Annotated in this window: 11 protein-coding genes; 2 read left to right on the forward strand and 9 right to left on the reverse strand. The window is 69.8% G+C overall.

Annotated features, from left to right (window positions below):
• Positions 1–33: 33 nt before the first annotated feature.
• From rodA to ACIBVN_RS47570, 9 genes are all read right to left on the reverse strand, one after another.
• Positions 34–1,200 (reverse strand): rod shape-determining protein RodA, encoded by a 1,167-nt coding sequence (gene rodA, locus ACIBVN_RS47530; RefSeq protein WP_397147206.1) that lies wholly within the window; start codon positions 1,198–1,200, stop codon positions 34–36.
• Positions 1,201–1,483: 283 nt separating this feature from the next.
• A complete protein-coding gene (mrdA, locus tag ACIBVN_RS47535; RefSeq protein ID WP_397147208.1) occupies positions 1,484–3,529 on the reverse strand; it encodes a penicillin-binding protein 2 in 2,046 nt (681 codons plus the stop codon).
• A complete protein-coding gene (mreD, locus tag ACIBVN_RS47540; RefSeq protein ID WP_397147210.1) occupies positions 3,526–4,068 on the reverse strand; it encodes a rod shape-determining protein MreD in 543 nt (180 codons plus the stop codon). The genes mrdA and mreD overlap by 4 nt, the downstream gene beginning before the upstream one ends.
• Positions 4,069–4,363: 295 nt before the next feature.
• Positions 4,364–5,242, reverse strand: a complete 879-nt coding sequence (mreC, locus tag ACIBVN_RS47545; RefSeq protein ID WP_397147212.1) for a rod shape-determining protein MreC — start codon at positions 5,240–5,242, stop codon at positions 4,364–4,366.
• The gene (locus ACIBVN_RS47550; protein WP_349451922.1) at positions 5,242–6,273 is read right to left on the reverse strand and encodes a rod shape-determining protein; all 1,032 of its coding nucleotides are present in this window, start codon (positions 6,271–6,273) and stop codon (positions 5,242–5,244) included. The genes mreC and ACIBVN_RS47550 overlap by 1 nt, the downstream gene beginning before the upstream one ends.
• A 395-nt stretch (positions 6,274–6,668) precedes the next feature.
• Complete coding sequence (gene ndk, locus ACIBVN_RS47555; protein WP_349451923.1) at positions 6,669–7,079, reverse strand: nucleoside-diphosphate kinase; 411 nt, start codon at positions 7,077–7,079, stop codon at positions 6,669–6,671.
• Positions 7,080–7,295: 216 nt separating this feature from the next.
• A complete protein-coding gene (locus ACIBVN_RS47560; protein ID WP_397147215.1) occupies positions 7,296–8,864 on the reverse strand; it encodes a hypothetical protein in 1,569 nt (522 codons plus the stop codon).
• Positions 8,865–8,873: 9 nt separating this feature from the next.
• On the reverse strand, positions 8,874–9,215 hold the full coding sequence (locus tag ACIBVN_RS47565) for a DUF4233 domain-containing protein (RefSeq protein ID WP_349451925.1): 342 nt from the start codon (positions 9,213–9,215) through the stop codon (positions 8,874–8,876).
• Complete coding sequence (locus ACIBVN_RS47570; protein ID WP_397147223.1) at positions 9,212–10,507, reverse strand: bifunctional folylpolyglutamate synthase/dihydrofolate synthase; 1,296 nt, start codon at positions 10,505–10,507, stop codon at positions 9,212–9,214. The genes ACIBVN_RS47565 and ACIBVN_RS47570 overlap by 4 nt, the downstream gene beginning before the upstream one ends.
• A 124-nt stretch (positions 10,508–10,631) precedes the next feature.
• On the opposite strand from ACIBVN_RS47570, the gene ACIBVN_RS47575 reads away from it, so the two are divergent.
• Positions 10,632–11,006 carry a hypothetical protein gene (locus ACIBVN_RS47575; protein WP_397147217.1) on the forward strand — a complete coding sequence of 125 codons (375 nt, stop codon included), beginning with the start codon at positions 10,632–10,634 and terminating at the stop codon, positions 11,004–11,006.
• A 3-nt stretch (positions 11,007–11,009) separates the two neighbouring features.
• Entirely contained in the window at positions 11,010–11,645 is a 636-nt protein-coding gene (locus tag ACIBVN_RS47580; protein WP_397147219.1) for a hypothetical protein, read from the forward strand.
• The last annotated feature ends 108 nt before the right edge of the window (positions 11,646–11,753 follow it).

Genomic DNA, 11,753 nt, shown 5'->3' on the forward strand with positions numbered 1-11,753 from the left:
TCGATGTCGTTTCCGCTGAGCAAGAACATGTCGCTAATTGAACGACTGTCTTCGCACCCTGATGGCTTGGAGAAGCCCGATCGCAATCAGGTTCGCGAACGTGGCGGTGCCGCCATACGAGACGAACGGCAGCGGCAGCCCCGTGATGGGCATGATCCCGATCGTCATCCCCACATTGATGAACGTCTGGAACGCGAACCAGCACACGATCATCCCCGCGACCAGCGTCCCGAACCTGTCATCGCACTGCCTGGCGATCTTCAGCCCGCGCAGCAGCACGACCCCGAGCAGCAGCACGACCGTCACGGACCCGAGGAACCCGAACTCCTCCCCCGCCACCGTGAAGATGAAGTCGGTGTGCTGCTCGGGCACGAACCTGCCGGTCGTCTGCCCGCCGCCCAGCAGGCCCTTGCCCAGGAGCTGCCCGGAGCCGATCGCGATCATCGACTGCGTGCTGTTGTAGCCGACACCGCGCGGATCGACGCTCGGATCGACGAACGCCGTGAACCGCGCCACCTGGTAGGGCTCGAGCAACTGGAAGTAGAACACCGAGAACACCCCGGCCGCCGCCACCACCGACAGCGCCGCGATCCACCGCTTGCGCACTCCTCCGATGATCAGCCCGGCGGCCGTGATCACCGCCAGCACCAGCGCCGTCCCGAGGTCGGGCTGGAGCATCACCAGCCCCATCGTGACCATCGCGGCGATGAGCGCCAGCCACACGTCCAACCCCCGTGGCCGATCGCTGCCCTCGGCTGGCTGCGCCAGCAGCATCGCGATGATCAGCAGCAGCCCGACCTTGGCGAACTCGGACGGCTGCACCGCGAACCCCCCGCCGAGCAGGATCCACGAGTGCGACCCGTTGATCGTCGCACCCAACGGCGTGATCACCAGGCCCAGCCCGATCAGCGACATCACGTACACCAGCGGCGCGTACGCCCGCATCGCCCGATGATCGACCATCGCCACGACCGCGCACAGCACCACCCCGATGACCTCGTTGAACATGTGCTTCTTGACCAGGCCCGTGGATCCCGGCGCCCAGGTCCTGGTGGACGACCAGACCAGCAGCGTGCCGATCACGCAAAGCCCGGCCACCGCGACCAGCATCAGCCCGTCGAGCCTGCGCACCGTCGAGTTGTCAGCGGTCACCCGCCGCAGCAGCGAGGGCCGCCGGACGGCCGCCATACGATCGATCACCCCCGGCCCCCTGTCCCATCAGCCGTCCGGCCGACCAGCCAGCCGACCGCGCACCCGATCACCCATCCGGCCACGCACCCCGCCACCCACCGGCCAACCCCACGCCCAGGCAACCGCCAGGCCACCCACCGGCCAACCCCGCGTCCAGGCAAGTGCCAGGCCGCCCCACGGCCCGCCATCCGCCGGCCGCGGCCACGATCGCCTGCCTCCGAGCCCCCTTCACGGCCCCCCACGGCCACCGCTCGGCCACCGCTGGGGAAGCCCGTCGTCAAGGCAGGAGCGCTCATTCTCCGGCCACCGTTCCGTCGGGCGAGAACCGGGGCAGTCTCGTCGTGAGCTTCCCACCGGGCACGGCCGGGGGCCGCTTGATGCCGTAAATCCCCTCATAGATCTCCCGCACGGCAGGCGCCGCCGTCTGCGCCCCCATCCCGCCCTGCGAGACCATGACCACGACCACGTACTGCGGGTTCTTCGTCGGCGCGAACGAGGCGAACCACGAGGTGTCCTTCTTGCCCCACACCTCCGCGGTGCCGGTCTTGCCGCCGATGCGCACCTTGTTCATCGGGAACCCGGCAAAGGCTCCCGCCGCGGTGCCGTCGGCGGGGACGTCGCTCAGCGCGTTCTTGATGTAGAGACGCTCCTTCTCGGAGATCGGCAGCTTGCCCACCACCGGCACGGGGATGGTCTTGACCACCGTGCCGTCGGGCCGCACCTGCGCCCACCCGATGCGCGGGCTGCGCACCTTCCCGTCGCTCACCAGCGCCATGTACGCCCGGGCGAGCTGCATCGGCGTCACCAGCACGTCGCCTTGGCCGATGGAGAAGTTGGCCGAGTCACCCGGGCGCAGCAGGAATCCCTCGGTGCAGTTCTCCAGCGCCAGCCGCTTGAGAAACTCGGCCCGCGCCCGGTCCTTGACCTCCGGATACCCCTTGCGGGACCGCTCGCAGGTCACGGCGTTGGTCCGGTTCCACAGGTCCTTCTTCCACGCCCGGTCGGGGATGCGCCCTGAGGACTCGCCGGGCAGGTCCACCCCGGTCGGGCTGCCGAACCCGAACGCCCTGGCGGTGTTGGCGAACACCTCCTTCGTCGGCTTCTTCGGGCTGCGCCCGCCGTCCTTCAGGTACTGCTCGTACGAGGCCCGGTAGAAGATCGTGTCGCATGACTTGACCAGCGCGGTGTGCAGACTCATCGAGCCCAGTCCGATGCCGCGGAAGTTGTTGAAGGCGCGGTCGCCCACCATGTAGGAGCCGGGGCAGTCGTAGGTGCCGCTCAGCGGGTATCCGGCGCGCAGCATCGCCGCCACCGACGAGATCTTGAACGTCGAACCGGGCGCGAACTGGCCGTTGATCGCCCGCGACACGAGCGGTATGCCGGACTTGTCCGAGAGCAGCCACTGGTATCCGCGCGTCGAGATCCCGCCCGCCCAGATCGCCGGGTCGTACCCGGGCGCGCTGGCCAGCGCCACCACCCGTCCCGTGCGCGCGTCGAGCACCACCGCCGCGCCACCGTCGGCCGCCGGCGCGGACTTCATCGCCTTGGCCAGCGCCTTCTCCACCACCTCCTGCACCCGCGAGTCGATGCTGGTCACCAGATGGTCACCGGGAATCGGGGTGATCTGCTCCTCGACCCCGAGCGCCTTGCCCATCCTGTCGACCTGCACCCTGCGCAGCCCCGACTTGCCGCGCAGCGCGTCGTCGTAGACGTACTCGAGGCCGTCCCGCCCGGCCAGGTCCACCCCGGAGAAGCTGGCCTTCAGCCCTTCGCGCTTCTCCAGCTCGGCCTCGGTGACCGGCTGCAGGTAGCCGAGCATCTGCGCCCCGGCCCGCCCGCCGGGGTATTGCCTGACGGAGTGGATCTCCGCCGTCACCCCGGGAAACTCCTCCTGCCGCTCGAGGATCTGCAGCGCCTCCCGGGTGTCCACCTTCTCGTCCAGCGGGACCGGCTGGTAGGGCGACCCCGTCCAGCACGGCTTGGACACCCCCGGCCCGCACGGCGTGATGCGCTGCTGCAGGTCCGAGACCGGCCTGCCGAGCACGGCCGACAGCTTGCGCAGCACCGTGAGGCCGCCGTCGGGCATTCTGGTCAGCCTGGTCCTGTCCACGGACACGACCAGCGCGGTCTTGTTGCGGACCAGCGGCCGCCCGTGCGAGTCGAGGATCTGCCCGCGCACCGCCGGCACGATCACGGCCCGCGTCCTGGTCTCCGTCGCCCGCGTCACGAACTCGCGCCCGCGTACGACCTGCACCTGCCAGAGCCGCACGGCCAGCACGACCAGCATCATCACCACGAGCACGTGCAACACCAGCAGCCTGGCCCGCATCCTGATCATGTCGAGAACCTCGCCTCCCTGCCCCGCGTGGTCAGCCAGATCACGATGGGGGAAACGAGCAGTGTGTAGACGACGGTGGTGGGCACCCCGTCGGTCAACGTCGACATCGTCACCCGGGGATCGGAGACGAGCCCGACGACGAAGGCCGCCAGCAGCGGCGCCATCAGTACGCACAACACGACGGTCGTCACCGGCCCGCCCGCGCCGCGCCCGGCGACGTAGCCGGTGACCGCCAGCACGAACGCGTACTGCCCCACGAGGTGAGCGGTCGGCGGCATGATGTCGACGAGCAACCCGGCGCAGAACCCGAGCACCGCTCCGTACTGCGCCCCCCGGCCCAGCGCCGCGCCGATCACCGCCAGCAGCACCAGATCGGGAGCGCCCCCGCCCGGCAAGGGCACCCGGTTGACCAGCATGACCTGAGCCAGCAAGGCCACCAACACGGACAACCCGCCGATCACCGCGCCCCCTCCCGGGAAGTCCGCACCATCCGGCGCCCCGGCGCGCACGCGGCCGGCCGACGCTGCGCCCAGGGGCACAGGAACGCCTGCCGGCGCCCGATGAACCGTCCAGCCATACAGGCACGGCCTGAGCCGGACGCGCGGTCCGGACCCGCCGGTCTCCAGTGCCCCCGCACCGACGACCGCTCGCTGCCGAGCCCGGCCGCCCAGCACCCTCCAGACGCCGCCACAACCCCTCTCACGCAGGCGGCATACGCCAACCCGCTGGAACGCTCCACCACACCCCTGCACTCACCCAGAGGGCCGCCACAGCTCCAGGCAGCGGCACCAGGAGCATCCGGCGGCAGGCGCCGCGAGCCGGGCCGCCTCCAGATCATCGTGATCCCTCCTTGGCCGGCTGCACCGCGTCACGGGTGCCCCGCTTCGGCGCCTCCACCACCACGCCGACCACGTCGAGCGCCGTCAGGTCCGCGTACGGCCGGGCGTACGCGATGCGCGTCAGCTCCCCCGGCGTCAGCTCCACCCGCTCGATCACCCCGATCGGCACGCCGGGCACGTAGGGGCTGCCGTTCTGTGAGCCGAAGCTGACGATCCGCGAACCCCTGGTCAACGAGGCCGTCGAGTCGAGGAGCCGGAACTGGACGAGCCGCCCGTTCTCCCCCACCCCGTGCACCACACCGATCTCCTTGCCGCCCTCCAGCCGCGCCCCGGCGGCCGAGGCGGGATCGCTCAGCAGCACCACCGTGGAGGTGTGCGGTGAGGCGCGCAGGACCCGCCCGACCAGCCCGTCGCCGTTGAGCACGGTCATCTCGGACCGGATCCCGTCACTCGTGCCCGCGTCGATCTGGACGGCGTCCTCGAAGCCCGGCAGCCCGCGCCTGGCGACCACGTTTGCCGGGACCACCTTGAACCCGGCCGTCCCCGCCAGACCGAGCAGCTGCTTGAGCTCCTTGGACCGGGTCGCGTCGAGCCTGCTGGCCACCAGCTCGGACCGCAGCCGGGCGTTCTCCGCCTTGAGGGCGTTGATGCGCTCCTGGGCGCTCGGCGCCCCCGCGATGGCGCGTACGAACCCTCCGACGGGCCGCACCAGCCCGCCACCGAGCTGCTCAGCCGTGCCGAACACCGAGGCCGCGGCGGCCTTCAGCGGCCTCAGTGGCGAGCTGTCGCCGGCGCGGTGGTCGACGGTCAGGATGATCAGGGCCGCCATCAGCAGCCCTCCGAGGATCAGCCGGGCACGGCGCGAGTCCCTCATCAGTGTCGCGACTCCGGCACCAAGACCTGCTGGAGCGCTTCGAACTCCTCAGCACACTTGCCGGAACCGATGGCGACCGAGTCGAGGGCGTTTTCGACGAGGTGCACAGGCATGCCCGTCTCGGCCTTGACCCGCTCGTCCAGCCCCTTGAGCAGGGCGCCCCCGCCGGTGAGCGCGATGCCGCGGTCCATGATGTCGCCGGACAGCTCGGGCGGGCACTTGTCGAGCGTGGTCTTGACGGCGTCGATGATCGCGTTGACCGGCTCCTCGATCGCCTTCCTGACCTCCTCGCTCGACACGACGATGGTCTTGGGCAGCCCGCTGACCAGGTCACGCCCGCGGATCTCCGCGTGCGACTCCTCACCGCCCGCGCAGGCCGAGCCGATGGCGATCTTGATCTCCTCGGCGGTGCGCTCGCCGAGCATCAGGGAGAACTCCTTCTTGGCGAACGTGATCACCGCCTGGTCGAGCTCGTCCCCGCCGATCCTGATGGACTGGCTGGTGACCACGCCGCCCATCGAGATGATCGCCACCTCGGTGGTGCCCCCGCCGACGTCGACCACCATGTTTCCAGTGGGCTCGTGCACCGGCAGACCGGCCCCGATGGCGGCCGCCATCGGCTCCTCGACGATGTAGACCTTCCTGGCACCCGCCTGGTAGCCCGCCTCCTTGACCGCGCGCTGCTCGACGCTGGTGATGCCGCTGGGCACGGCGATGATGATGCGCGGCTTGGCGAGATGCCGGCGCCGGTGCACCCGTTGAATGAAATATCGCAGCATTCGTTCGGTGACGTCGAAATCAGCGATCACGCCGTCCTTGAGCGGGCGGACGGCGACGATGTTGCCAGGCGTACGACCGATCATCCGCTTGGCCTCGATGCCAACCGCCACGATCTTGCCGGTGGCGGTGTTGATCGCTACGACTGACGGCTCGTTGAGGACGATGCCCCGGCCGCGCACGTAGACCAGCGTGTTGGCGGTGCCCAGGTCGACCGCCATGTCACGGCCGAGAAACGCGAGCTTGCTGCCCATGGGGAACGGAGCCCTCCGTAACGTCGTCGCGAATGACTACGGATTGAATTCGAATCGTAACGTGACGTACCCACCGAGGGGCGCAATGAGCCTTCGCGCCCCACAAAAATCTCCAGCCGCTACCTCAACCGCAATTTTGCCCGGATTGCACCACAACACCCGACCGCCTGCTGGAACGCTCCAAAACGCCCACTCCCACGATTATCTCTCTTCCCACTTCACGTGCAGACTCTGCCAACCATACGGAGAACAGCCGACAAAACCGTGGCCCAGCTTTGCCCACGAATCAGCGCCCGCGCACCAAGACACCGCCAACATACGGCGGGCGGCCGACAAAAAACGCGCGCCCGCGCAGCGGGAAGCTGCACGGGCGCGAAAGCGGGAACCGGGGTCGCCTAGAACCGGTCAGGGAAGAAGATCTTGATCTCCCTGGCGGCCGACTCAGGCGAGTCGGAGCCGTGGACGACGTTTTCGCCGATCTCGAGCGCGTGGTCGCCGCGGATCGTGCCGGGCGCCGACTTGACCGGGTCGGTGGCGCCGGCCAGCGCGCGGAACGCCTCGACGGCGCGCGGGCCCTCGAGCACCATGGCGACGAGCGGCCCCGAGGTGATGAACTCGACGAGCTCGCCGAAGAACGGCCGCTCGGAGTGCTCGGCGTAGTGGGCCTTGGCGGTGTCGGCGTCGAGGGTGCGCAGGTCCATCGCCACGACCTTGAGGCCCTTGCGCTCCACGCGCGAGATCACGTCACCGATGAGGCCGCGCTTAACCCCGTCGGGCTTGATCAGGACAAGAGTGCGCTCGGACACTTGGAGTTCTCCTTCGAACAGACTGAGGGTGGCGGTCACGGGCTCCCCGCCCGGCCGCGTGGATGCTTCGCGGGGGACGGGCCCACGCGTCGCCGTGGCTCGGGCCTCAGCTTACCGTCCCGCGCAGGCGCCCTCGTTTCGCACAGGAACTCAGGCAGCCACCCTCGTTCCGCTTCGGGACTCAGGAGGAGGCGGTGCCCTCGTTCCACCTGGGACTCAGGAAGAGGCGGCATCCTCGGGCGAATGGCCCTGCGGCGGCACGGCAGGCACCGGATCGGCCTCGCCGTCCTTCCGCCGCTCCGCCTCGTCGAAGGCGCCCCCTGGCGGCACCGGCACCGGCTCCGGCGCACTCGCCTCCGCAGGCTGGCCTTCATCGACCTCCTCAACGACCGGCACACCCGGACCGGCGCACGGCACATGAGGAACATTCTTCGCACCCCGCCGAGCGGTCACCGCGGTCAGCACGATGACCACGACCACGAGGAAGCCGCCGACCAGGGCCCACGAATGCAGGGCGCCGACGAAGCTGTCGACCAGTTCCTGAGCCGAAGAAACCCCGCTCAGCATCGCCATCTGCACACCCGTACCGAGCAGGAAGCCCGCCAGCACTCCCGCGAGACCAAGCGACAGCCCGAACACGGCCGCCCCGACCCCCACCTCCTGCAGCGCCGAGGTCAGCGCCACCGCCGCCCCCACAGCGAGCAGCGAGAACGGCACGACCAGCACCAGCCCGTCAGCGGACGGCACCATGAGCCGCACCGAGCACAGCCCCACGACCATCGCCAGCAGCCCCAGAGGGGCCAGCCACCGCCCGGGGGCCCGTGCCGGCCGCCGCACCGCGACAGAAGCGCCCACGGCGAGCACCCCTGCCACGCCGTAAGGAAGCCACAGCCCCTTCAGCCCGGGCCCGCCGAGCCCGCCCATCTCCACCAGCGTCACCTGGGCCGCGCTGGGGAGCAGCACGACGCCGACCGCCACCATCGAGTACGCCAGCGTGCGGCTCTCGGCCGTGCCGATCGAGGCCAGCGCCAGCAGCCCGGCGACCGCCAGCGCCGCCAGCAGGATCACCGGCAGGGCCCGCCATCCCTCTGTCGCGGTGCTGATCCCCACGACCGCGATGCCCGCCGCGGGCACGGCGGCCAGCAGCAGCCGGGTCCGCTCCCCGTCGTCGAGCCCTGGTCCGTCAGGCCGCCCGAGCAGAATCCAGACGAGAACGTACGCGCCCGCCAGCGCCAGGGCGACCCCCGTCAGCATCGGATACGGCTGCAGCGTGACCTTCCAGCTGCTCGCCTTGTCGAGCGGCCAGAGCGCCAGCGCCTGGGCCGCGAGCAGGCTCAGGCTGAACACGCCCACCCACAACGCCCGTAGCATCGAACCGCGGGCCCAGACCGCGGCCAGCGTGGCGGGAACGACCAGGCCAGCGCCCACGCCGCGCAGCACCCGCACCGCTCCGACGACGAGCTCCGAACCCGCATAGCCACCGGCGGCGTCGGACAGGGCCACCAGCGCCAGCCCGCCGAGCAGCACGTGAACGACCGGCGCCCGCCGCAGCGCCACGGCCGCGAGCGGCACGGTCAGCATCAGAGCGGGCAGAGCGAGCCCGTGCGTGCGCATCAGGCCGACCTGGTCGATGTCGCCCGGCAGCAGCTTGGCGACGACGGAGAGCGTGTTGGGGATCGTGACGATGGCCAGCGGCAGCGCGGCCACGACGAGCAGCCCGAGCGTCACGTCGAGCAGCCACGGCGACCTGAGGCCGGCCGACCGCTGGATCGGGGGGACGGTCATGCGCCGACTTTAGCGGGAAGTAGCGCCCTCGACACGGCGAGCGACGATAATCGCCGTAATCCACAGCGCCGTGAAGATCGCGCCAAGGAAGAACATGATCGGAACGAGGAACCCCGTGCAGATCGCCAGCACCTGTACGACGCTGCCGAGAACGTAACCGAAAGGCCTCTTCAGCAGGCCCGCCGCGACCACGCACAGCACCGCGAGACCGATGCCGGCGGTCACGGCCAGCCCCGGCGCGACGCCGCCCACGGTGATCGCCACGGGCGTGATCAGCCCCGCCACGATCGCCTCCATGCCGAGCACACTGGCGCCCAATCTGCGCATGCCCGGAGTGACCTGGAAACTCATCGCGGACCATCCGCCTTGAGCAGCCGCCGCGCGTCGCCCGCCGTGACGACGGACCCGGTGATGAGCACGCCCGTGCCGCTGAACTCGCCCTCGGCGTCGGCGATGCCGATGCCCTTGTCGATGGCCTCGTCGAGCCGGTCCACGATGTGTACGCGGTCCTCGCCGAACAGCGGCTCAGCCAGGGACGCCAGCTCCTCCGGCGACATCGACCTGGGCGAGGAGTTACGCGTGACGACGATCTCGTCGAGAACGGGCTCGAGCAGCTCGAGCAGCGCGTCGACGTCCTTGTCACGCATGACCGCGACGATCCCGATGACCTTGGCGAAATCGAATGCCTCGTGCAGCCCTTCCAGGGTCGCCTGCATGCCGCCCGGGTTGTGCGCCGCGTCGATCACCACCGTCGGCGTGCGCCGCACGATCTCCATCCGCCCGGGCGAGGAGGCCCGCGCGAACGCCTGACGTACGAGATCGACGTCGAGCGGGTCGTCGCCGCCGGTCAGCGCCTCGACGGCGGCCAGCGCGCAGGCGGCGTTGCTCGCCTGATGCGCGCCGTAGAGCGGCAGGTAGACCTCGTCGTAGACGCCCTTGAGCCCGCGCAGCGTGAGCAGCTGCCCGCCGATCGCCACCTCACGGCTGAGCACGCCGAACTCGAGGCCCTCACGGGCCACGACGGCCCCGACGTCCGCGGCGCGCCGCATGAGCACCTCCGCTGCGGCCAGCTCCTGCTGGGCGAGGACGGTGGTCGTGCCGGGCTTGATGATGCCTGCCTTCTCGGACGCGATGCTGGGGATGTCAGGTCCGAGCCGGTCCATGTGGTCCAGCGAGATGGGCGTGATCACGGAGATGGTGCCGTCGGCCACGTTCGTCGCGTCCCATGACCCGCCCATGCCGGCCTCGATCACGGCCACGTCGACCGGCGTGTCGGCGAACGCGGCGAACGCCATGGCGGTCAGCAACTCGAAGAACTGGATGCGCCGCCGCCCCTGGCTGTCGGTCAGCTCGACGTACGGCATGATCTCTTCGTAGACCTCGGCGAACCGCTCCTCGCTCAGCGGCTCCCCGTCCACGGTGATCCGCTCGCGCACCGACACCAGATGAGGGCTGGTGAACCGCCCCACCCGCAGGTTGCGCTCCTTGAGCAGCGCCTCGGTGAGCCGCGCCGTGCTCGTCTTTCCGTTGGTGCCGGCGATGTGTATGACCGGGTACGCCCGCTGCGGCGAGCCGAGCAGGTCCAGCAGGGCCGCGATCCTGTCGAGCGTCGGCTCGAAATCCCACTCGACGCCGCGCTCCATGATTGCGCGTTCGACCGCACGATAATCCACCCCTCAACCCTACTGACTGCCGGTAGCGCTCCTGTCCCGGGCATCGCCGAACCTCGGCGGCCTCCGCCCCATCCAACTCCATGGGGAGGATGACATGAGGAGAGCAATCACGATCTCCGTCCTGGCGACCGGGGCCCTCACGGTGCTGCTGATCGCCCTGATTCCACGAGACCCGGCCGGAACGGCACAGCCCGCCGACCGCGCTCGCCCTTCTCAGGGGCCGGCCGCGTACGCGTACCTCTGCGAGAGCGCGGCCGCCGAAGGCCCACAGGAGGAGTGCGCCAACTGGCGGGTGGTGACCCGCGGGGGAAAGACCTGGGAGCTCACGGACGCCGATGGCGGCAACCCGGTCGACGTGAGCGCCGACGGCCGCCTCATCGCCTACGAGCGGGCCTCCGACCATCAGATCGTCATCCGCGACCTCGTCAGCGGCACCGTACGCCCCGTACTCGAGAGCCTGCCCGCGTAGGCCATGGCGGATTTCACCGCTTCGCCGAGGCTGCTGGACAACGGCCGGTGGCTGTACGTCGAGTTCGAGGCCGACGACGGGGACGACGATGAGAACTCCATGCCGGCCCCCTTCATCGCGACGGTGGCCGACGGACGGACGATCTGGCGGTTGCCGCGCGACGCCAGCCTGATCCGCCTCGACAGGGCGGGTGAGCGGTTGATGTTCCAGAACCAGAAATCGTTTTCTCATATGGACAGGTCAGGCACCACCAAGATCCCCTTGCCGGGCCGGCTCGGTGTCATCCAAGCCACCGGCCTCCTGACCTTCGACGGGAAGCGGCAGGCCACGGGAGTCGTGTCCAGAAACTTCCCCGCGGGCGGCGCCGACATCCGCCCCGCCCGGCTGGTCACCATCGACACCGCGAACGGGAAGGTCCGCCACGACGTACGCCTCTCCCTCCTGCTGCCTGACAAAGCCGGCATCTGCCACGCGAGTCAATGGCTGAACGCCTCGGAGGTGCTCCTGAGATGCGGTACGGGCGATCTGCATCGGGAGCTCACGTTCCGGGTGAACATACGAACTGGCGATCACACGATGCTCCGGGAGATAAAGCCGCCGAAGCCAAAGCTCTTCGAACTCGTATGGGCGGAGGACTGACCCTCGCCAACGCAAAAGAGGGCCACCCCGAAGGGTGGCCCTCTCTCACAAGAATTGTGCGGCGATGACCTACTCTCCCACACCCTCCCGAGTGCAGTACCATCGGCG

This window comes from Nonomuraea sp. NPDC049400, from assembly GCF_044466425.1.
In the GTDB taxonomy this organism is placed as follows: domain Bacteria; phylum Actinomycetota; class Actinomycetes; order Streptosporangiales; family Streptosporangiaceae; genus Nonomuraea.

What these genes read in the sequence shown, in the direction of transcription:
- mrdA (WP_397147208.1), bottom strand. Translation starts at nt 3,529, where the DNA reads ATGATCAGGATGCGGGCCAGGCTGCTGGTGTTGCACGTGCTCGTGGTG.
- mreC (WP_397147212.1), bottom strand. Translation starts at nt 5,242, where the DNA reads ATGAGGGACTCGCGCCGTGCCCGGCTGATCCTCGGAGGGCTGCTGATG.
- ACIBVN_RS47560 (WP_397147215.1), bottom strand. Translation starts at nt 8,864, where the DNA reads ATGACCGTCCCCCCGATCCAGCGGTCGGCCGGCCTCAGGTCGCCGTGG.
- ACIBVN_RS47580 (WP_397147219.1), top strand. Translation starts at nt 11,010, where the DNA reads ATGGCGGATTTCACCGCTTCGCCGAGGCTGCTGGACAACGGCCGGTGG.
- ACIBVN_RS47575 (WP_397147217.1), top strand. Translation starts at nt 10,632, where the DNA reads ATGAGGAGAGCAATCACGATCTCCGTCCTGGCGACCGGGGCCCTCACG.
- ACIBVN_RS47550 (WP_349451922.1), bottom strand. Translation starts at nt 6,273, where the DNA reads ATGGGCAGCAAGCTCGCGTTTCTCGGCCGTGACATGGCGGTCGACCTG.
- ACIBVN_RS47565 (WP_349451925.1), bottom strand. Translation starts at nt 9,215, where the DNA reads ATGAGTTTCCAGGTCACTCCGGGCATGCGCAGATTGGGCGCCAGTGTG.
- ACIBVN_RS47570 (WP_397147223.1), bottom strand. Translation starts at nt 10,507, where the DNA reads ATGGAGCGCGGCGTCGAGTGGGATTTCGAGCCGACGCTCGACAGGATC.